Raw genomic sequence first — 21,644 nt, 5'->3', positions numbered from 1 at the left:
ACTTTTAAGGCCATAGCATCGTAAGCGCGAAACAATTTATACTTTAAGCAAGAAATTTTCCTTGCTAAAATCGTTTTTCTGATAGGTCCAATTGGTTTTGATGACCTGCCGGAGCGAATTTTTTAAATCTTGAAAGCTGGCCGGTTTTTTTAAATAAATGTTCGCACCTTTATTAAAGGTCTCATCAATATCCTTCTCTGCCCCGGAAGTGGAATAAATAGCGATTGTAACATCATTGAACTCTGCCTGCTGCCTGATTCGTTCCAAGCATTGAAATCCGTTCATGATAGGCATATTCAAATCTAGAAACAAAAGGTTTGGACCGTCATTCTTATATAAGTTCATATATTCCAAACACGCCTCGCCGTCGGTTAACTGAACCAATTCGGTGTTCATATCAAGACTATCGAGGGCATCCGCAAAGAACTGTCTGTCGTCTTCGTCGTCATCGACCAAAAGAATTTTTAATTTTTCCATTTTCATTAGGTTAGGTGTTCACGTTGTTCTTTTCCCTATTCGCCACCAAGCTTAAAATTTGGACACCGTTAAGCCGGTAACCGCTCTGAACTGTCGCGACAGATGGGATGCGCTGCAGTAATCCAACTGATGCGCCACTTCCGCTAAGGTAGTTTCTTCATTTCTCAACAAGTCTTTCGCTTTCTCGATTTTATCAAAAATATAAAAGCTCTCGATCGACGTAAATGTTTCGGCCGAAAATATCGATAACAAATGCAAATATCTAGACCCCAGTTTGTCGGACAAAAACGCCGAAAGATATTGCTCTCGAAGTTTAGAATCCGCAACGATCATTCGAATGCAATCTTTTATTCGTTCAATGATATCGGTACCGGCTTTTTCGGCGAAATGTATTCCAAACGCCTTTAAAGATTTGGAGAGTTGCTCCAACTTTACTTCGTGTAAGGCCTCCTGCAGCACAATCGAATTGTTCTTGATGGTATAATTACCAATCCTCAAATCTTTCATAACCCGCTCAACGGTACGCTGGAGCATATTAGAGGGATTACAAATTAATTCAATTTGTACCACTTGAAATAATTTCACAAATTTAAATTCCTAAAATACAATAATTTGCAATACATTTTTAACAATTTAAGGCATAAAAACATCACAAAAAGGACAGAATCGGCCAGAATTTGCACAAGCTTAATACCGTCTCTTTAATAAAAGGTAGATAAAGATTATCCAAAATTTATTAAATTTTTTTTGTGCTAATTTTCGGACGGATTGTAGTCATTCCGATAAAATCTTCCTTATAATTTGTATCTGAATTCTTTTCAAACCAACAGTTAATTCAAGTAAAGCTAATTTTTAAGAGGATTAGTTTCCATGATGGACATTGGTGCCATTCATAGTGCTTCTCCTATTTTCAATAATCATAAAATTCCCTGAACACTATGGATCATACTACCCTCGATTCCTCAAAAAAAAGACAACAAACTAGATTATTATTGGCACCCAAAACCGCCACTGAAAATAAGGTCAAATCTGCCTTAAAAAACGAAACCACGGAAGTTGTCATGCTTACCTCGTACCCGCCCCGAGAATGTGGCATTGCGACATTTTCCAGCGATTTGGAGAAGGCCTTGACCGATAAATTCAATGGCTCCTTCAAATTGTCCATTATCCCTTTGGAGTCCGACACCGACTATCATAATTATGAAAATCATATCGAGCATACGTTGAATACCGATGGCCAATTGGATTATCTAAGGATTTCGAACGAAATCAACCGCAATCCGAATTGTGGGCTGGTGTTAGTGCAACATGAATTCGGATTATTCAGCGGCAACGAAATTGCTTTTTTCGAGTTTCTGGAATTTTTGGATAGGCCCATTGTGTTTACCTTTCATACGGTACTTCCAAGTCCTGATAAAACCTTGCGAAAAAAAGTAAATCGAATGGCAACAAAGGCCAAAAGCATTATCGTGATGACGAAACGTTCCTCTGAAATTTTACAGCGCGATTATGGGGTCGATCAAAATTTGATCACGGTCATTCCCCATGGTACGCATTTGATTCCCTATGCCGATAAATTTGAACTGAAGGAAAAATATGAGCTGGAAGGCCACAAAGTACTTTCTACCTTTGGTCTTTTGGGGCCGGGGAAAAATATCGAGACCACACTCAGGGCGCTTCCAAAAATAATCGAGGCACATCCAGAAATGGTTTTTTTGATTATCGGCAAGACCCATCCCACCTTGGCCAAGGACAAAGGCGAGGATTATCGGGAATTTTTAAAATATCAAATCCGAAAGCTGGGGCTAACCGACCATGTCCGCTTTGTCAACAAGTTCGTTCCCCTGCCTGAACTCTTGGAATATTTGCAACTGACCGACATCTATTTGTTTACCTCAAAAGACCCCAATCAAGCGGTGAGCGGTACGTTTTCGTATGCCTTGAGCTGTGGATGCCCCATCGTTTCCACCCCAATTCCCCATGCGTTGGAGGTACTACAAAACGAAGCGGGAACCATATTCGATTTTGAGGACGATGATCAATTGGCCGCTATCGTAATCGATTTGCTAGACGACGAAACGATACAGGAGAAGATGTGCTTGAACGGATTGCACCATTCCGCCGAATCCGCTTGGGAAAATGCGGCCATTGCCCATGCCAAATTGTTTGAAAAAGTCGCTTCGAAAGAAATGACTTTGCGTTTTAAAAAGCCGCCATTGAAACTTGACCATTTGAAAAATATGACCACGGAAACGGGTATCATCCAATTTTCGAAAATCAACCAGCCCGATATCGGTTCCGGCTACACGCTCGACGATAATGCGAGGGCGTTGATCGCGGTTTGCCATCATTACAAGATTACCGGCGACAGGTCTGATCTGGTCTATATTCAGCGGTATTTTACGTTTATTAAAAACTGTTTCCGGCCCGAGGCCACTTTCTTGAATTACGTAGATGAACAACATTGCTTTACGGATCAAAATAGCGAAGTCAATTTGGAGGATGCCAATGGCCGGGCGTTATGGGCCTTGGGCTATATGATTTCGATCGGTGGCACCCTTTCGATGCACAACGATGTGATACTTCGCAATGCCGAATGTATTTTTCTACAAGGCCTACTTGCTATGCAAAGGTATAAATCCCCAAGGGCCATGGCTTTTATACTCAAAGGGTTATATTATTTCAATCAAAACCGTGCCAATACTGGAATTATCACAACGGCAGAGTTATTTGCCGACCGTATGGTACGCCAATTCAACGAAGCATCCGCATCGGATTGGAAGTGGTTCGAACCCTATCTGACCTATGGCAATAGTGTGTTGCCCGAAGGCTTGTTACTAGCTTATAAAATAACCGGGGAGAAATTATACAAATCGATTGCGAAAAATGCCTTTGATTTTTTGCTATCCAAAATTTATAAGGGAGATTCCATACGGATCATATCGAATCGCGAATGGCTGCATCGTGGGCAAGAACTGCCCTCGGAGTTTCAGGGAGGCGAACAACCCATTGATGTGGCTTATACCATTTTGGCCCTGGCAAAATTTCATGATTTTTTTCCGAACGAAGGTTATGACGATAAGATGGAAGAAGCCTTTAATTGGTTTATGGGCGATAATGCATTACGACAAACCATCTACAATCCCTGCACGGGTGGATGTTATGATGGTCTTGAAAAACACAATGTCAATCTTAACCAAGGAGCGGAATCGACCATCAGCTATCTTTTAGCGCGGATGGCATTCGAGAAAAACTTGAGCATAATTCAAACGAAGGACTCTTGAGAAAATGGATTCGGTAGCGGCAGTATTGCTATTGTTAAATGACTCGACCGAAGGATTCGGGCAGGTCCCGCATTGGGATTTCGACAAGCATTTTTTGTTTAAAATAGGTCTTGCGGCCCTTGCCGGACTATTGATCGGCCTAGAACGAGAATATAAAAATAAGGACGCGGGCTTAAAAACTAATATGTTGGTCTCCATCGGTGCCTGTGCTTTCGTATTGCTGTCCTTGCAATTTCACGGTCAAGATGATACCGATTTAAGTCGCGTGTTGAGCCAAGTCGTGACCGGTATCGGTTTTTTAGGGGCAGGAGTAATTCTCAAGGAAGGTGGCAGCGTAAAGGGTCTGACTACCGCGGCGACGGTGTGGTGCAGTGCGGCGGCCGGTTGCATTGCGGCCTTTTATTTAATAACGGAATTATTATCATTGACAGGTTTTGTGGTAATCGTAAACATCATTTTTGGAGTCGTAGATAGTAAGGTAAGTTCGAATTAAGCGTATTGAAATGATTAGAAAATACATAATTGCGACGTGCATAACGATTATGGTAAGCAATTCATTAATTTGTCAGGTCAAGAACGAAAAGGAATATCGTATTCCAAAATCGAAATTTCCGGATAAGGCTTTTTCCTATTTTCATAAAGATTTGGAAACCGCCAGACGTGTACGCTACTATTTTGAAATCGATAACGATTCAATTAGTTACGAGGCAAAATTTAAACAAGACGGAAATTTGTACAGCATTGAATTTGATTCCGAAGGAAATCTGGAAGACGTAGAAGTACAAACCGATGAGAATGAAATGGATTCGAATGCAAGCAGCAACATTCACGAGTATCTGGATAGCTTTTTTAAAAAACATCGAATCATTAAAATCCAACGCCAGTTTCCCCCCAGCATTTTCGGAAACGGAACCGTCAGAATATCGGATGAAAGAAAATCGATCGACAACCTAAAATATGAGATTATAGTGGCTGGAAGAAAAGAAAAAGGTTTCGAACGCTATGAAATGTTATTCAATAACCTTGGAAACCTATTGGAAAAAAGAAAATTCGTTGTTCTTGGTTATGACCACATCCTATATTAGAAAAATCTTTTCGGCAGTTCTTATCCTTTTAGCTGCATCGGTTCGGGCTCAGAATGGATTGGCGATCTTGTGGGAGCCTGAAATCGCGGTATCCTACGATGTGACCCCTTTGTATTCGCACCAATTTTCGGTAGAAAAACGTTCGGGAATCCTTTCGGATAGCCAGGTCAAATTTGATGTTATGCAAATGGATTTTGCCCATTTCTCGCAATTGGATATTATGGATAATCAGAGTATCGCATTGGGGTTAATGTACCGTTCGCGCGAGCTGTTTGAAGACGATAGCGATGAATTTCGGTTGACAGAACAATTTAGTCTGACCAAAACAAATGAATCGCTGCGCTGGGGCCACAGATTCAGGGCGGAACAGCGATTTTCGGAAAAGCCGCTGGAGCATCGGTTTCGCTATCGACTTGCCGCCGACCTACCGCTGAAAGGAACACGTCTTGATGTGGGCGAGGCTTACTTATCCGCGACATGGGAAAATCTATTGTCGGTAGTCAAATCAGCAAAACCAATGTATGCCCAACGCTTTGGATTGGATATCGGATTTCTCATCGATAAAAATATGACACTGGAAACCGGTGTGCAATATCGCCTCGAAGACTATTTCAATACGGTATTGCACGAGCTATTTCTATTTACCGGAATTAATATGGAGCTTTAGAAACAGGCAAATGAAAATCGCTATATTATCCCCTATCGCTTGGCGAACGCCACCTAAAAATTATGGCCCGTGGGAGAAAGTCGCGTCAGTACTTACCGAAGGGTTGGTCAAGACGGGAATGGATGTAACGCTTTTTGCAACTGCTAATTCTTTGACCACCGCCCAACTGGATGCCGTCTGCCCAACACCTTACGAAGAGGATAAGGCCATCGACCCCAAAGTCTGGGAATGTCTGCACATCAGCAACCTTATGGAAAAGGCTAGCGAATTTGATATTATCCATAATCATTTTGATTTTTTGCCCTTGAGTTATTCCCGACTGATAAATACCCCTATGGTTACGACGATTCACGGGTTCTCTTCGGAAAAAATTCTTCCAGTTTATAAAAAATATAATCCAACTACGAATTATATATCGATTTCAGATGCCGATCGCCATGCCGATTTAGACTACTTGACCACCGTATATCATGGTATTAGTTGCACCGACTTCTCATTTTCCGAGATTAAAGAGAATTATCTTTTATTTTATGGGCGGATTCATCCCGATAAAGGAACACATACGGCAATCGAGATTTCAAAAGAATGTGGCATTCCCTTGGTTATGGCCGGACCTGTACAAGATCAATATTACTATCGCAGGGACATTGCCCCTCATGTCGATGGAAAGAACGTCAAATACCTCGGCAGCGTTTCCCAAACCGAAGGGAACCAATTGCTTGGTCGGGCCAAAGCGTTGTTACATCCCATTTATTTTGAGGAACCTTTCGGCCTAAGTGTGGCCGAGGCAATGATGTGTGGCACACCAGTAATCGCCCACCCTAAAGGGAGCATGCCCGAGCTTATCAAAAATGGCAAGACGGGATTTTTGGTGGATTCGGTGGAAAGCGCCATTGAAGCCGTCGGGAAATTGGATAAAATCATTAACCATGATTGTCGGGCACATGCGATGCAACATTTTAGTGTACAGCGGATGGTAGAAAATTATATCGAGGAATATGCCAGAATTTTGGCTTGACCCATAGTGGCAACAACTTTGCTACGGTCAATAACTAGAATTCAATATCGGATTTCCGAGATGGGACGTTATTTTTTTTTCGCGATGTTTTCTGAACTCCTAAGGTAAAGTTTAAAATTAACTTTTTTAGGGATAACAAGTGATCCGATAGCGATAATGGTATCGCTTAAGACAATATACATTCTTTCATTGAAACTTTTAAAATTAAGAGTCCATGGATAAGATAGGATTATTTAGTAAAGAATTGAGCAATCTATATGCCATTGCCAAACAGGTCAATCACTACTTTAATGGAAGCGATATAAGTTTTCTGTCAGATAAGGATCAAGCCATATTGGTAGATTATGTTAAATTTAGTTGCGCGAACGAAGAACAGGTTTCGCGCTCCCTCAGAAACTTGGAAATCAATCCCGGTAATACAACGGATTCAATAGTTCAAGAAATGACGGAGAACCTTCAAGAAATCTCCAACCAGTCCGGATTGAACGAGGAAATCAAGGCTATGGGCTATATGATGTCATTAAATCGACTTATTAGTTATCATGCCGCCAACATACACATTCTTGATTATTATAGTCACGAACTGTAATCATTGAAGACTATTAACTTGTATGGTATTCAAGAATTAAAGAGCCTTACTTAAAAAATAGTTCAATGTTCTCCACAAAGGATTTCGGGTTATCTTCCTGCACAAAAGTTTTGGAATTCTCTATTTCAATAAAAGTCGAATTTGGAAAAATGGCCATTAACCTTCGTCCTAATTCAACTGGAAATAAGAGCGTATCATCTGCTCCCCATAAAATTAGAACTGGCTTTTCAAATTTAATCAGTTTTTCCGAAGCCATTTGAGTATATTTTGGATGCCATTCAACAGCTAATTTTTTAAAATCTTCTCTGACAAATTTGTTTTCTGAAAAATGCTTAACGTATAATTCATAAAGTTCATCTTTTCTCAAGAAATGGGACAATAATCCGAATGCCATATCCCATTTCAAAGAGGGTCTGTATCTAAACAATTGAGCCATTAACCAAACATATCCCGGAACTTTAACCATGGTTGTTAGGGACTTGAATTTTTTAGGGGGAAAGACTTCAAAACCTTCACAATTACTTAAAATCAAATGGGAAACTTTATCAGGATAGTTTGCGGTAAACACTTGCGCATACGCTCCACCAGTATCATTTGCAACAATTATAACTGTTTCCACATCGAGTCGGTCGATAAAACCGGCGATTAAGTCGGCGATTCCAATGGGGGTAAAATCCAGAAAATTTGTAATGGGAGTTCGGTGCCCGCCGAAAGGCCAATTAGGGACTATGCACCGAAAATTTTCTGAAAGCTCTGGAAGCACTTTCCGCCATATATTTCCATTCGAGAAAGCACCATGAACAAATAAAATGGGCGTACCTGTTCCCAATTCTCTGTATTCGATAATGATGCCAGCTATATCAATGTTCTTCACAAGACTATTTAAGTATTCCTAAACTCATATTTAGAAGCTCATTTCCAATTTCGATTATTAATTCAAAGTTAACCAAAGCTACTTATCTATTTCCCTGTTAAGGCACTTATTAAATCCTTCATTTCCACGGTGGCATACGATGAAGCATAATCCGAAACCGCATACGGCAAAATAAGACTTTCGTTGTGAATCATCGCCCCGCAGGAATAGACCACATTTGGCACATACCCTTCCCGTTCTTCTTCAAGCGGCGAAAGCAATGGTCGGGAAAGTCTGCCGATTTCCTTGGTGGGGTCATCAAGGTCAAATAAGGATGCCCCGATACAATACCGTCGCACGGGCCCAACCCCGTGGGTAATGACCAACCAACCTTCGTTTGTATAAATTGGAGATCCACAATTGCCGATCTGGGTAAATTCCCAAGGGTATTTCGGCTCCTGAATTTTGATGGGGTCGTGCCATAAGGTAGGCCTATCGGAATACATCAAGTAATTGTTGACCCCATCGACACGGGCCAGCACCGCATATTTTCCATTTATCTTTTTTGGGAACAGTGCAAAATTCTTGTTCTGCGCCGCCTTGCCGTGCATAGGCATAATCCTGAAATTGATAAAATCTTCGGTCGATAATAATTTCGGCAGGATAGTGTTACCATCGTAAGCGGTATAGGTTCCATAGACCTTTTCGGATCCATCATCATCCTGAAAGCGAACGAATCGCGCATCCTCGATACCCTTGCTCTCCGAAGGGGAAATCGGAAAGATAACCCGTTCGGAAATATCAGAATCCATGCTGAATTCTAGATCATAGTACGAATCGACAAGCCAGGTCATTTCTTCCAAAGCGATTTTCTTGTCCATGCTCAATCCGTTTTTTAGGACTTTGTCCACTGAATTGCGCAATTGGTCATATTCGAACCGCTCAGGCAAATGCTCCATGATGATGGCACTATATTCTTCGGAAATTTGCATTTCCCGCAATTTTTGCTGAAAGCGTTTTTTGTCATACGATTTCTTCTTACCGATTTTCGGCATATCGATATGGTTTCGTACTTTGGGAAGTTTCAAGTCGTTGTTTTCATCTAATATTCCCCGTCGGAAAACAATAGACGATAAATGCCCTTCGCCGGTCGCTCGAAAGGAAATAATGACCCGCTTCTCGCCTTTCGCTAAAAAAGACTGATCAAAATCTTCAATAATAGAGGGATTGAACATCGCGGCCGATTCGATGGAATATTCCATGGTGGCATACGAACCGAAAAGCATCTTCTGTTCCTCCGCAAATTTAGAGGGATCCATTCCGATATGTTTTAGAAAGGGAACATGGTTTTGGAAGTGCTCCATAAAAATCCTGGAGATATTGCGATGCCTCCCGGCAAAGTCCTGAAGCGTATGGTGCAATTCACGGTTCAGGGTTTCCGGATCAAGGGCTAGCACACGTTCGACAAGGTTTTTGGTGCGTATCTCGCCATTGTTAAAAAATCGGGCAAGTACCCGACTCGAATCGGGAAGGAATTTGACATTTTTTCTCGTTACAGAATTATTCATAGTTGGAAAGAAATGATTGAAACTCAAATTTAAGGATTGTTTCAAAATTCGTGCCGTGCGGGTTTTTCTTTGAAACGTCGTTTTTAGAGAAATGTTTTGAAGTATTTTGATGCATTCTAGGTTTTGATCGGCTAAATAAACAAAAAAGCCGGATTTATTCCGGCCTATTGCGATGATGTCAGTTAAATTTAATCATCTTTTTTACTTAAAACATTTCCATTCGAATCAAAGACGACCTCTTTTTTTTCCGTCCAACCTTTTTCAAGTTCGACTTCGTAGGTGGTCGTTCCATCCTCGTCGGTCATTTTTATGGAATCCACTTTATAACCCTCATAGTTCGTCGCAATTGCAGAACGAACGGCCTCTGGCAAATCGTCTTCTGAAATATCACGTTCGGTTCTTGGCGAATTACCGTCGGCTGAATACCAGACCTCATGCTCTTCGCCATCCATATCAAATTCAACTTCGTAGGCATCGCCCTCTTTCTCCCATTCCACATCGGTGGCGTTCGGGTATTCTTGTTGAAACTTGGCCATCAGCTCAGTTGGCACTTCTTCCATATTCAAATCTTGTGCTGCCAGTGTCGCGACAGAAAAAAGACTTAAAGCAATTATTTTTAATGTTCTCATATTATGAATTTTAAAATTTTACAGTATTTCGAAATTTCTAAAAATTATTAGCTATGCGTTTTCAATAGCAATTTGACGTGGCGGTTTCGGCCGTGCCTCTTCTTTTTTGGGAATCGAAAGTTTTAAAATGCCGTTTTCATAACTCGCCTTGATGTCTTCATCGCTCACGGAATCGGGCAGCGAAAAAGAACGTTTAAAGGAACTAAAGCTAAATTCACGCTTCGTGTATTTACCGTTCTCGTCCTTCTCTTCGTTCTCGGTCTTGCTTTCGGCCGAAATGGAGAGCGTATTGTTCTCGACATTGATGTCGAAATCTTTTTTGCTCATTCCAGGTGCAGCGACCTATATTTCAAATTTTTCGTCACTTTCTTTCACATTAACTGCGGGAACTCTGGTACCGGTATCGAACCCATTACCCTGCCCAGACCAGTTGTCATCGAAAAAGTCTTCCATAAAAGAGGGGTACAAGCCTCCTGTTCTTCTTATTAAACTCATGATTTTGTAATTTTTTAATTAAACTTCATTTGCAAACGGAAGATTTTAAATTTTAAGGAAAAGCATTAACTGTAAAACTTGAAAAATTGTTGCGGAAAATTGATGTAAAGAAAAGGTATGCCCAAGTGATTAAGATGAAAAAAGCCGAGCTTACACTCGGCCAATAAATATACTTTACAAAGAATATTTCTCAACTATTTAAAAACTAATCAACAAAAAATAAATCACGATTTGGTGTAATTATATCATTAACGATATGAATAACGCCGTTGGAGGCCTCGATATTCGGCCTTATGATTTTAGCACCACCGATAAAAACATTATCGTAGGTATCTTTTGAAACCGATATTTCATTGGGCGATGGATCCGTAATAACTTGAGAATCCTTAAACTCGTAGTCCATTTGCTTACTTGGCAAAAAATGATATTTGACAAATTCAGCTAATTTTGCTTGATTCTTCGGGTCGGTTAATTCAGCGAATTTTTCGATGGATAAATCCCGAAAGGCATCATTAGTAGGTATAAAAACAGTGTGAGCGTCGGTCAGAAGCATTGAAGGCGCTAAACCCGACAACTTTACCATATTCACGAAAGTTGATAAATTGGGATCCATCGAAGCCAGTTCAAGCGTTGTATAGTCTTTGGTATTGTTAACGCTACTAAATACTTCGCTGCCTGCCCATTGGGCACTTGCGGTCATGTTGACCAGCAATAGTGTGAAGACCATTGCAAGGGTGTTTCTAACTGTTGTTTTCATAATATATTAAATTTTAAGGTTCATATTTCCTTTCAATTGAAAGGCTTTCCAAAGTTGAAAGCGCAATCCTGCAGCAATCAACAATTCAAAAATAAATCCTTGTCGGTGGACTGCTTAACGGAAAAACCATTATTCTTGACGGTATAACTTCCGCAATAAGAAATATTTATTCTCCCATTTCAAAAAAAATATCTTACTCAATGAAAGAGCCGCTTCGGGCTTCGATTCGTGCAATCGAATCAATATTCCGCGCTAATAAGACAACCCTTAGATGAACAACTTTTTATATTGGTGCTTCAAACAAAAATTTCCAAAATGAAGAGAATTAAAAGTTTTGTATTCGGAGTTTTCATCACTTTAGCAGTAATCGCTTGCAAAGACACCGCAAATACGACCATAAAGGAAGACAATAAAGATGAGTTGCTCGAAGACCGTACACCCGTTTTGAAAGAACAGTGGAAGCAAAATATGAACGATTGGCGGGAGGGCGACGACCGCGATATGCTCAAAACCATAATTTCCAATACCTCCGATTTCGATAGGTTCGTCAAGGCACTTCGATCAGCTGATATGTATATCGGTCTTGATGAGTTGGAGGAGGCCACAATGTTCATTCCAACAAACACGGCTTTTGAAAGGTTGAACGATAGCCGATTGGCCGAACTGAAAACGCCCGATGAGGTAGCGCGCATGACGGAAATCTTAAAATATCATATTGTACCAGAAGAATATGATATACATACCCTGCTGTCGACCGTTCGCCTGAACGAAGGTGTACTCCGTTTGCAAACGTTGCAAGGGGGTTATTTGGCATTTAGTATTCAAGAGGACCAACTAATCATCACGGATGAGATGGGCAATGTTTCGAACATTAACATGCCGGATATGGAAGCTTCCAATGGAGTTATTCATGGTATCGATGACCTCTTAACACCGCAGTAAATAATTTTCTCAAAGTAGAAGGGCTGCAACGAAGCTGACTAATGCAATTACAATTTATGCTAGATTATACTTTAAAGCAATGAAAACCATAAGTGTTCACACCAAACTTTCCCCATCAAATGTGTTCCTGACCTTAACTTGATAGAACATATTTGGTCTGGTGCCCAAATGCTCCAGAAGGTGGTACATGCGCTCATCCTCCGCCAGTTCGGCAACATGACTTTCTTTATCGTTAACATCTCCGAAGACGATAGCCCCTTTGTTACATGCCGACGAACAGGCCGTATGGAACTCCCCGTCCATGATTAAACGCCCATCGAGCTTGGCATCCAAAATAGTTTTTTGCGTTCGTTGTATGCACATCGAACATTTCTCCATAACCCCTCGCGAACGTACCGTAACATCTGGGTTGATGACCATTTTGCCCAAATCGTTGTTCATGTGGTACGGGAATTCATCGTTATTGTGGTATAGAAACCAATTGAATCGCCTGACCTTATAGGGGCAGTTGTTCGCACAGTATCGCGTACCTACACAACGATTATAAGCCATTTGGTTTTGACCTTGCCGGCCGTGAACGGTCGCGGCTACGGGGCAAACGGTTTCACAGGGTGCATGGTTGCAATGCTGGCACATGACCGGTTGAAAAACTACTTGGGGTTCTGAAGAGGCATATTCCAATTCCTCAAATCCTGTTAACGACCCATTTTCTCCCAACAGATTGTCCAATTGCTCCTTTTTGGTCTTGTCATCCAAAAAAGTTTCTTCGGATGAATAATATCTGTCGATTCGCAACCAATGCATGTCTCTACTTTTCCGTACCTCGGCCTTACCGACCACGGGTACATTGTTCTCTGCATTACACGCAATAACACAGGCACCGCAACCCGTACAAGCGTTCAGGTCGATGGACATATTAAATTGATGCCCGATATCGCGTTCAAAGTTTTCCCAAAGATCGACCGAGGAAGCAGGTACCTCTTGATGGTTCAGCGATACCTGGGGAACGTGGTTCCAGACTGCGCTGTCCTTGGTATTGAAAATTTCCAAGCTGGTTTCCTTTATGATATCGCCACGGCCCATCAGGGTATTTTGCAGTTGGATACAAGCGAATTCATGCCATCCCGAAGCCTTTTCGATCGTCGCTGATTGGATGGTGTTAAAATTTTGATATAAGGGATATGCGTTGACCCCGGTCTGCATTTCTTCCTTAATTCCCACTTTCTTGCCATAGCCGAACGAAAGACCTATCGAACCAATGGCCTGCCCCGGTTGAATAATGACCGGAACATTTTCGACCGTCACGCTGTTCACGGTAATATTGGCGTAGCTACCATTTAACCCGCCATTCGCAACGTTGCTGTTTTCAAGACCAAGACGTTGTGCATCGGTCTTGGAAACCATTACATAATTGTCCCATGTAACCCGGGTTATCGGGTCGGGAAACTCTTGCAACCAAGGATTATTGGTCTGTTGGCCGGCACCCATCCCGATTTTTGAATATAAGGTCAATTCCATGCCTTTGCTATTGGCAGAAGCTATCAAATTGTTGATGGCCGTAATTGCAGGAATGGTCTTAGTAGCTGAAATCGTATCGGGCACCCCTTTGACATTGGTATCCTTAATATTCTCGATTTCGGATGCTACCTTGGATGGATCGATGGAAGCATCGGCCAAACTATCCGCCTCCGCATCGAGCATCATATCATATTTTTCCTTCAGCTCATCGGTCATCGTCGAAATAATGGGATACTTATCGGGAGCCAATTCGTTCGATGATGGAAATACCCCATCGTGCAGCGCCCTGTTCCATGCTACACCTTTGAGTATGGATGTTTCCCAAGTTTCTTTGATGTAATCGTAATAACTTTGCTCTTTTCCCAACCAGCTAAGAAGGGCACTTTGAAACTGTCGCGTATCGAAAAGTTCGCGAATGGTAGGCTGCATTAAGCTATACCGACCTTTCTTAATCTGGGCATCGCCCCAAGATTCCAAATAATGGTTGGCGGCGGCGGTGTAGTTTGAAACCTCGGCGGTCTCGTTCCAATTGGTGGCGAACACAACCGAAAGTCCTACTTTTTCAATTCCCGTTTTGAACTCGGTCGCATTTGGAAGGGTGTACATTGGGTTGACCCCGTCCATAATCAGGGCACCTACCTTACCAGCATTCATGTCGGCTATCAAGCTGTTTACGGCTTCGGTATTCCCTTGGCGCACGTATCGCGGCGCTGCCGGATCGAAAGCGTTGCTACCGAGCATTTCGTTGATGGCCAAGACCACGGTCTGAGCGTTGATGTCGTCAAGTCCTGTAACAACAACCGCGTTGCTAGGATTCCTTTTAATTTGAGCGACTACCTTTTCAAGGACCCGCTGTACCCTCTCGTCGAGTTCGCCGCCAACGCTTCTTCCGTTTAACTTGGCCCACAATTGCGCTAGAACTATTTTTTGCAAACTGGGTGTCAAAGGTATGCGATTGTCGGCATTGGCCCCGGTCAATGACATATTGGCCTCGAATTGCACATGCCGCGACATTTTTCCGTTTTTAGGCACGCGTCCTTTAGCGTAGCCCGCATCGTAACCTCCGCCCTGCCAATTGCCCAGAAAATCTGCACCAATTGAGACTATTAAATCCGCTTTGTCAAAGTTATAATCGGCCAAGGCCCTTTCGCCATACCTTTCCTCATAGGCCGACAATGCGGCATCTTCAGAAATCGCATCGTATGTGATATGTCTGACATTTTCATACTTTTCTTTAAATTCGTTCATTAATCGATCGGTGGAAGGACTTGCATAGGTCTGAGTCAATACGGCAATCTGCTGTTTGGAATTTTGAAGACTTTCAAGTTTCGACTTGACCGCGGCATCCAGAGCGGACCATTCCACCGGTTCGCCGTTGGCCAACGGGCCTTGCAAACGTGTGCTGTCATAAAGCGACAAGACCGAGGCTTGAACACGGGCATTCGCGCCCCCGGCAACCAGTGCATCCACATTGTTCTCGATTTTAATGGGCCTGCCCTCTCGGGTCTTTACCAAAATGCTGGCAAAGTCAAAACCGTTGGCAATCGTGGTGGCGTAATAGTTGGCCACACCAGGAATAATATTGTCAGGTTTTACAACGTAGGGAATAGATTTTTGGACCGGACCCTCACATGCAGCCAACGATGCCGCTGCGGTAGTAAAACCAAGATATTTCATAAAGTCCCGTCGATTGGTCGAAGTGGCGGATAGGTTCTCTTGATTTCCTATAAATTCATCTACGGGTATTTCCTCCAAGAATTCATTTTGCCTTATCTGCTCCGCTTTGGGATTTTGGAATTTCAGTTCCGCTTCGTTTTTCCAGTATGTTTTGTTTTTTGCCATGCCAAATGTCTATAGTTGATGTTCCTTATCCACTACCTAAAAAAATATTTTCTTAATTGATGAGTATTTTTGTCGAATCGAAATTCTTCTTGTGTATCTCAAAGAATTTGAAAAAAATTCACAAAGCTCTCACTCCTACTATGGAAATATTTAAGGATAAAATCGACCAATAGTATTCACGAAAGTAGAGAAGATCTTATTTAGATTTAACTGTATTACAAATTTTCTTGATGCAAAACAATGACCATCACGCAATTTGAATTTACCTTTAAAGTAAAATATTTCCTCAAAATGTATGACTTCAAATTTCTATTTGACCCTACAAAATAATCATTTGATATCGATGACCCTGAAAGTAATCTTCATTATTAAAATTTTAAAACCATTATTGATATAGTTCATTGACTATAGAAATAGTAAAAGAACAATTTATTTATGCCTACGAAGGCAGCTAAGCTCAAAGGCAATACCTCGATCGACTTTTTATCAATTCTGTTTCTAATCTAAGAATATGTAAAAGTTATTCGTTTTCAAACGATAAGAAAACCGATTTTTTTTGTCAAGCCAAGAAATAAATTGGCAAAACATTATACATTTTAAGAAAATACTCACACTTCGTGGCATGGGGTTTGTCTAACCCGAATTGAATTCGCTGTACACATATTCATATTTTTCCAAAAACATTTAAATTTTAAAACTCTAAAAAAATTAAAATGAAAAGACACAGTTCAAGTACAAAAACGTACTTCTTTTCCGCCTTGATCGCATTGACCGTAAGTGTCGGTGTCATTGGCGGACAAAAGTATTTTTCAAATCAAAAAGAGGATGCCGTCGCGTTAAAGACAGTCGAAGGGGTCAACGGTAAGCACGTACTCTACACGGCCGATAAAGAGGGCAATATAACGCCCCTAGATTTTACCGATACCTCGGCAAAGGTTCTGGATGCCGTAGTACATATCAAGGCCACGCAATCGCATTCGATGGGCAACGCTCAGGCAATGCCACGCGAACTGCCAGACCCTTTCAAGCAATTTTTCGGGGATCGCTTTCAGATGCCCGAAGGGGGTTTGCAACAGCAACCGAGAGTCGGTTCCGGCTCGGGAGTCATTATCAATGAAAAAGGTTATATCATAACTAACAACCACGTTATCGATAACGCCCAAGAGTTGGAAGTCACTTTGCACAATAACGAAACTTACAAGGCCACGGTCATCGGTACCGACCCGACCACGGATCTTGCTTTGATCCAAATCAAGGCCGAAAACCTTAAATCGATTTCTTTGGTCAATTCCGATGATGTGGAAGTCGGCGAATGGGTGTTGGCCATTGGCAATCCGTTTAGTTTGACTTCGACCGTTACGGCGGGAATCGTAAGTGCAAAGGCGCGGAACATCAATATCAACAAGGAACAATTCGCGGTCGAGAGCTTTATTCAAACCGATGCGGCCATCAACCCCGGAAACAGCGGTGGTGCCTTGGTCAATTTGGAAGGAAACCTTGTGGGCATCAATACCGCCATCGCAAGCCAGACAGGAAGCTATAGCGGATACGGTTTTGCCGTGCCCAGCAATATCGTTACCAAAGTGGTTGAAGATCTGCTCAAATACGGTGGCGTACAACGAGGCATGCTAGGCGTAACCATTCGCACTATGGATGGCAATATGGCCAAGGAAAAGGACATGGACTTTGTTAAAGGTGTGTGGATCGAGAACGTAGGCGAGAACAGCGCCGCCGAAAAAGCAGGCATCAAGGCCGGGGACGTTCTGGTCAAAATCGATGGTATCAAGGTCGTTACCTCGCCGAGATTGCAGGAAATCGTAGCCCAGCACCGACCGGGCGACCAACTCGATGTAACCGTAAACCGCAACGGTAAAGAGGTAGAATTTCAAGTTACGCTCGAAAATGCCGACGGCACCACCGATATGGTCCAAATCGAAAACAAGGAGGTGTTGAATTTCTTGGGAGCCGATTTCGAGAACGTGGATAAGAAAACGGCCAAAAAATTGGGCATCGATGGCGGCGTGAAGATCAAGAACCTTTATGCGGGCCAATTGCGCCAACAAACGCAAATTCGCACGGGCTTCATCATTACCCATATCGATGGTAAAAAAGTCGCCGATGTGAAGGATGTAGTTGCGACCCTTGAAAAGAAAGAAGGTGGCGTGATGCTGGAAGGGGTCTATGAAGATGCCCCCGGAAAAAAATACTATGCTTTTGGAGTGAACTGATTTTTAGGTTGGTTAGTGTTTAGTGTGAAGCCTCGCTGGAAAATTTCCGGCGGGGTTTCTTTGTTATTTGAGTTAGGGTCATTTTCAAAAATATCAAACCGCGACAATCGAAATTTATTATGGCAAATAGTCAAGGATTAAAAACAAATCGTCAAGCTGCCTTATTTGTTTGTATTAAACACTTGGTTTTTTGAGCTAAGTAATACGAAACAATACCTCTAATTTTTTGGGCAAATGATGGGATAGGCTCATCAGATTATAAGATTAAATCTAAGAACATGAGAAAAATCACAAAATTATTCAGCATTATCGGGTCGGCTTTGTTATTGGCCTGCAGCGGTAGCGACGGTCGCGACGGCATCGACGGGATTGATGGGGTCGATGGTATCGATGGCGAAGACGGGGTCAATATCTTGGGTACCGTGGTCGATATTCAAAACAGTTTTACCCTTGATAACGATTACGGAATATTCTACGAATTTCCGGATACCATCGAAGTTTTCGAAGGTGATGTCGTACTTGTCTATATGCTCTTCGATGAACTCATCGATGAAAATGGGGAAACCTTCGATGTTTGGCGATTGCTACCACAGACCCGATTAGTGGAACAGGGCATTCTGCAATATAATTACGAGTACACCATTTTACGGGTGGATATTTTTTTGGAGTCCGATTTCGACCCCGAATTACTACTGCCTGCCGATGTAGAGAACCAAGTATTCCGTATCGCTGTGGTACCGGCCGACTTGGCTGCAAGTTCTAAATTCGATAAAAGCAATGTTGACGCTGTCCTGAATATGCTAGGCATATCAGAACATCAGGTTGTAAAAATTTTCAACTAATAAATTTTTGGCCTGCACGAAATGAGAGTATCTCTAAAAACTTCCCGATTGAAATATGGAAATTGGGAAGTTTCATTTTAAATGATTCGCTCTTAATACTATCGCAAAAAGCTGCATATCTCCATTCTATCTGTTCAGAAATTCCATGCTAATTTCGAAAATTTGATAAGAAACGTACTTTATATTTCTTTCGCCCTCTCAGGGCCAAAGGCGATATGTTTCCCATGCATCCATGGTCGAGAACAATATTATAGTAAGAACAACCACTACTGCAATGGTAATGGTGACGATACGAACGATGCGGGCACTTTTTTTGCTTTTTTGAAACTTGCCGTTTTGTAAATTGCCCTCGCTTTTAGAAGTTGTACTTGGTTTTGAATTATTCTTCGTGTTTTCCATTTTATCAATTTAATTTGTTCAAACCTCTTTTTTGAGGAACATTGTATAAAACATAGCCCAATCCCAAAAACCATATCATCACAAAAAGTACCACACCCCGTTCGTAAAAACCTTCATACTTTTCCGAAATAAACAGAAATCCCAAACAGGACAAAAGAACGGAAATACCTATGCCTATGCTAGTATAAGCCCATGTTCGATTTAATTCTTTAAACCCGATTCCTAAGGTAATAGCGGCGAATAGAAACAATGTTCCGATCATCGCCGTTACTACAATATGTATGGTCGTACCGGGTTCTCCTACCAGTTGGTTGAATTCGGCCAGCACCCCGATACCGATTCCCATAATTGAGAGTGCGGCTGCACCAAAAATGAAGCGTTTATCATTAGATTTCCAAACATACAGGGCTACTGCCGCTGATAGTATTCCTAGACTTAATAGTACCAACCCAATATCTTGTATATAGGCAAATTTGCCATGGGCCAATTGACTGATAGTCTGTCGAATCGGATTGTGGTCTTCGTACACCAGTATGCCAATGATATCGGCAATGATGGCACTAGCGCAACCCAAAATCAACACCATCCCTCCATAATTAATCAACCTTCCCCTATCGTAAGTCATATTGCAATTAAGGAACAATCAATGGATGGTATTGACCCTATTCAGACAGATATTAACTTGGAAACTGAATAAATTGGTTTAACCATAATCATAAAAAATCCCCCTGGTCTATAAAAAGAACCAGAGGGACGGATTGTGAAACGCTATTTCATAGCAATCCTTACTTTAATTCTGTGAAATCGTGGGATAATCACTGAAAATATTATCGACATACTCCGCCACTTCTTCAGAGGCATTGTCTTGATAGACATAAAAATCATCTACCGAACCTGTCCATACGATATTCTTGGTATCCTTGTCCACTAAACTTACGACCATACCTGAATCCGTATATTGGTTCATTACGACATCATAATCATAAATTGGGCCATAATCGGTATATCCATTATAATAGTAGTCATTGTAATAGGTGTTAACCGGCAATGAGGTTGTATAAGGATAATAGGCATAATTGTAGTCATAATCCCTATAAACATCTACGTCGGATTCTTGATCGTAATTTGTGTTAATGATCACCAAAAGATCGGGATCTTCACGATCAATCGTATAACCCGCTTTTTGCATGTTTCGGTTCATAGCCGCTACAATCTGCTCGCCTACCTCATTTGACTGTTCAACCTTATCGGGTGCCTCTGCATCGCTGTTCGGTAAATAGGCATAGGTTTCATAACTACTTAAATCTTTCGTGGTCTTAACCGTGGACGATATTTTTGGGCCACACGACCAAATCAGCACTAGCGAACAAATCGCCAGTAAATTCATTTTCAACTTTCTCATACTATATAATTTTAAAAGGATTAATAATTTATTTAACAATCAATTTAATCATCAATTGTTTTTCCATTGACGGAATCCGTGGAATTATGGACGTTAAAAAAATGCGTCACTATTTCGGCGGTCTTACAGGCGGCAAGACCATTCGAAAGGGTAGCGTTTACATTTCCTGCCCAAATTAATTTTTCTCAAGATGATAATAAATTCAACCCAATATCATTAAACTCGTCCCGATTTTCGAACTATTCTTTTTAACTACCATTATTAGATTAGTAAATAGTATTACCGTTAAGTTTTCGTCCGATAGCGCAAAACAAGTCTCATCGTTCAATTTAGTTTTGAAAAGGTGGTTTTGTGTATATAGCGAGGTCCAATAAAAAGAAATACGAATAATTAAAAGATAGAAATTATGGCAGAAATTAAAGTTGAAAAAAAGAACAATTATTGGGGTTGGATTATTGGTGGTCTTGCCGTAATCGGTATCATCGCTTGGTTTTTGATGGCCGATACCGACGGTGCGCCGGATGTAAATGAACTTGAGCAGGTTTCGACTAACGAAAGTGAACTGGAAAGTCCGTCTTACGATGAAGAACCTGTGGTATCGGACAACGTAGAAGGTTTGGAAAACCCAGAGAAACACATGACAGATTTCGTAGCATTTGTTGGCGACAAGTCTAGAATGGGTATAGACCACGAGTACACAAGCGAGGGATTGGTCAAACTCGTCAATGCCACTATTGAACGCGCCCTTGTCAACGATGTGGATATCAATATGGAACTGCAGTCCGCAATCGAAAAGGCCGAGGCGATTACCAATGACCCTATGGATGGCGATCATGCCGATAAGATTAAAAAAGCTTACCTATCAATAACTGATGTAATCGAAAAAGTGCAGGAAGAGAAATATCCGCAACTCTCCGATGATGTTGAAGAACTTAGACAGGCTGCGCAAAATATCGACCCAAGTGTCTTGACCTTGGATCAAAAAGAAAAAGTGAACGGTTACTTCAAAGAGGCGGCCGATATATTGCAAAAAATGAATTCAGTATAAA

Annotated in this window: 22 protein-coding genes; 10 read left to right on the top strand and 12 right to left on the bottom strand. The window is 41.6% G+C overall.

All coding sequences use genetic code 11. From position 1 onward, the window contains the following. Window positions 1-36 precede the first annotated feature (36 nt). Together HYG79_RS14685 and HYG79_RS14680 are read right to left on the bottom strand one after the other, a co-directional pair. Entirely contained in the window at window positions 37-477 is a 441-nt protein-coding gene (locus tag HYG79_RS14685; RefSeq protein ID WP_228027880.1) for a response regulator, read from the bottom strand. Between the two features lie 51 nt (window positions 478-528). Then, window positions 529-1,011: a helix-turn-helix domain-containing protein gene (locus tag HYG79_RS14680; RefSeq protein WP_179242818.1), complete on the bottom strand. Its 483-nt coding sequence runs from the start codon at window positions 1,009-1,011 to the stop codon at window positions 529-531. 404 nt (window positions 1,012-1,415) lie between these two features. Between HYG79_RS14680 and HYG79_RS14675 the strand changes: the two genes are divergently transcribed. From HYG79_RS14675 to HYG79_RS14650, 6 genes are all read left to right on the top strand, one after another. Continuing rightward, window positions 1,416-3,761 (top strand): glycosyltransferase, encoded by a 2,346-nt coding sequence (locus HYG79_RS14675; protein WP_179242817.1) that lies wholly within the window; start codon window positions 1,416-1,418, stop codon window positions 3,759-3,761. 4 nt (window positions 3,762-3,765) lie between these two features. Then, a complete protein-coding gene (locus HYG79_RS14670) occupies window positions 3,766-4,254 on the top strand; it encodes an MgtC/SapB family protein (RefSeq protein WP_179242816.1) in 489 nt (162 codons plus the stop codon). Window positions 4,255-4,264: 10 nt separating this feature from the next. Beyond that, window positions 4,265-4,846 carry a hypothetical protein gene (locus HYG79_RS14665; RefSeq protein ID WP_179242815.1) on the top strand — a complete coding sequence of 194 codons (582 nt, stop codon included), beginning with the start codon at window positions 4,265-4,267 and terminating at the stop codon, window positions 4,844-4,846. Continuing rightward, entirely contained in the window at window positions 4,764-5,513 is a 750-nt protein-coding gene (locus tag HYG79_RS14660; RefSeq protein ID WP_179242814.1) for a DUF2490 domain-containing protein, read from the top strand. The genes HYG79_RS14665 and HYG79_RS14660 overlap by 83 nt, the downstream gene beginning before the upstream one ends. 10 nt (window positions 5,514-5,523) lie before the next feature. Continuing rightward, a complete protein-coding gene (locus HYG79_RS14655) occupies window positions 5,524-6,531 on the top strand; it encodes a glycosyltransferase family 4 protein (protein WP_179242813.1) in 1,008 nt (335 codons plus the stop codon). Window positions 6,532-6,745: 214 nt separating this feature from the next. Beyond that, window positions 6,746-7,120 carry a hypothetical protein gene (locus HYG79_RS14650; protein WP_179242812.1) on the top strand — a complete coding sequence of 125 codons (375 nt, stop codon included), beginning with the start codon at window positions 6,746-6,748 and terminating at the stop codon, window positions 7,118-7,120. 46 nt (window positions 7,121-7,166) lie between these two features. Here the strand turns inward: HYG79_RS14650 and HYG79_RS14645 are convergent, their stop codons facing one another. The 6 genes from HYG79_RS14645 to HYG79_RS14625 form a co-directional block, all read right to left on the bottom strand. Then, window positions 7,167-7,949 carry an alpha/beta fold hydrolase gene (locus tag HYG79_RS14645; RefSeq protein ID WP_179242811.1) on the bottom strand — a complete coding sequence of 261 codons (783 nt, stop codon included), beginning with the start codon at window positions 7,947-7,949 and terminating at the stop codon, window positions 7,167-7,169. Window positions 7,950-8,080: 131 nt separating this feature from the next. Continuing rightward, a complete protein-coding gene (locus tag HYG79_RS14640) occupies window positions 8,081-9,541 on the bottom strand; it encodes a glycoside hydrolase family 130 protein (RefSeq protein WP_179242810.1) in 1,461 nt (486 codons plus the stop codon). Window positions 9,542-9,729: 188 nt separating this feature from the next. Then, window positions 9,730-10,170 carry a PepSY-like domain-containing protein gene (locus HYG79_RS14635; RefSeq protein ID WP_179242809.1) on the bottom strand — a complete coding sequence of 147 codons (441 nt, stop codon included), beginning with the start codon at window positions 10,168-10,170 and terminating at the stop codon, window positions 9,730-9,732. Window positions 10,171-10,221: 51 nt separating this feature from the next. Further along, on the bottom strand, window positions 10,222-10,497 hold the full coding sequence (locus HYG79_RS18240) for an Hsp20/alpha crystallin family protein (protein ID WP_317168457.1): 276 nt from the start codon (window positions 10,495-10,497) through the stop codon (window positions 10,222-10,224). A gap of 15 nt (window positions 10,498-10,512) precedes the next feature. After that, window positions 10,513-10,665 (bottom strand): hypothetical protein, encoded by a 153-nt coding sequence (locus tag HYG79_RS18235; RefSeq protein ID WP_317168456.1) that lies wholly within the window; start codon window positions 10,663-10,665, stop codon window positions 10,513-10,515. A 205-nt stretch (window positions 10,666-10,870) separates the two neighbouring features. Continuing rightward, window positions 10,871-11,422: a fasciclin domain-containing protein gene (locus HYG79_RS14625; RefSeq protein ID WP_179242808.1), complete on the bottom strand. Its 552-nt coding sequence runs from the start codon at window positions 11,420-11,422 to the stop codon at window positions 10,871-10,873. 315 nt (window positions 11,423-11,737) lie between these two features. On the opposite strand from HYG79_RS14625, the gene HYG79_RS14620 reads away from it, so the two are divergent. After that, entirely contained in the window at window positions 11,738-12,364 is a 627-nt protein-coding gene (locus HYG79_RS14620) for a fasciclin domain-containing protein (RefSeq protein ID WP_179242807.1), read from the top strand. 96 nt (window positions 12,365-12,460) lie between these two features. Here HYG79_RS14620 and HYG79_RS14615 read toward each other — a convergent pair whose 3' ends face one another. Beyond that, window positions 12,461-15,724 carry a TAT-variant-translocated molybdopterin oxidoreductase gene (locus tag HYG79_RS14615; RefSeq protein ID WP_179242806.1) on the bottom strand — a complete coding sequence of 1,088 codons (3,264 nt, stop codon included), beginning with the start codon at window positions 15,722-15,724 and terminating at the stop codon, window positions 12,461-12,463. A gap of 713 nt (window positions 15,725-16,437) precedes the next feature. Between HYG79_RS14615 and HYG79_RS14610 the strand changes: the two genes are divergently transcribed. Then, window positions 16,438-17,952 carry a Do family serine endopeptidase gene (locus tag HYG79_RS14610; protein WP_179242805.1) on the top strand — a complete coding sequence of 505 codons (1,515 nt, stop codon included), beginning with the start codon at window positions 16,438-16,440 and terminating at the stop codon, window positions 17,950-17,952. Window positions 17,953-18,230: 278 nt separating this feature from the next. Next, on the top strand, window positions 18,231-18,794 hold the full coding sequence (locus HYG79_RS14605; protein ID WP_179242804.1) for a collagen-like protein: 564 nt from the start codon (window positions 18,231-18,233) through the stop codon (window positions 18,792-18,794). A gap of 198 nt (window positions 18,795-18,992) precedes the next feature. Here the strand turns inward: HYG79_RS14605 and HYG79_RS14600 are convergent, their stop codons facing one another. The 3 genes from HYG79_RS14600 to HYG79_RS14590 all read right to left on the bottom strand — a co-directional run bounded on the left by HYG79_RS14600 (window position 18,993) and on the right by HYG79_RS14590 (window position 20,595). Further along, on the bottom strand, window positions 18,993-19,193 hold the full coding sequence (locus HYG79_RS14600) for a hypothetical protein (protein WP_179242803.1): 201 nt from the start codon (window positions 19,191-19,193) through the stop codon (window positions 18,993-18,995). 4 nt (window positions 19,194-19,197) lie between these two features. Further along, entirely contained in the window at window positions 19,198-19,818 is a 621-nt protein-coding gene (locus HYG79_RS14595) for a DUF998 domain-containing protein (RefSeq protein WP_179242802.1), read from the bottom strand. 165 nt (window positions 19,819-19,983) lie between these two features. After that, window positions 19,984-20,595: a DUF4136 domain-containing protein gene (locus HYG79_RS14590; RefSeq protein WP_179242801.1), complete on the bottom strand. Its 612-nt coding sequence runs from the start codon at window positions 20,593-20,595 to the stop codon at window positions 19,984-19,986. Between the two features lie 406 nt (window positions 20,596-21,001). Here HYG79_RS14590 and HYG79_RS14585 point away from each other — a divergent pair, with 406 nt between their 5' ends. Further along, window positions 21,002-21,643, top strand: a complete 642-nt coding sequence (locus HYG79_RS14585; RefSeq protein WP_179242800.1) for a hypothetical protein — start codon at window positions 21,002-21,004, stop codon at window positions 21,641-21,643. The last annotated feature ends 1 nt before the right edge of the window (window position 21,644 follow it).

It is taken from the genome of Costertonia aggregata, assembly GCF_013402795.1.
Classification (GTDB): Bacteria; Bacteroidota; Bacteroidia; order Flavobacteriales; family Flavobacteriaceae; genus Costertonia; species Costertonia aggregata.
Note: the sequence above shows the minus strand (reverse complement) of the source record. Positions and strands in the feature narration are given on the sequence as shown.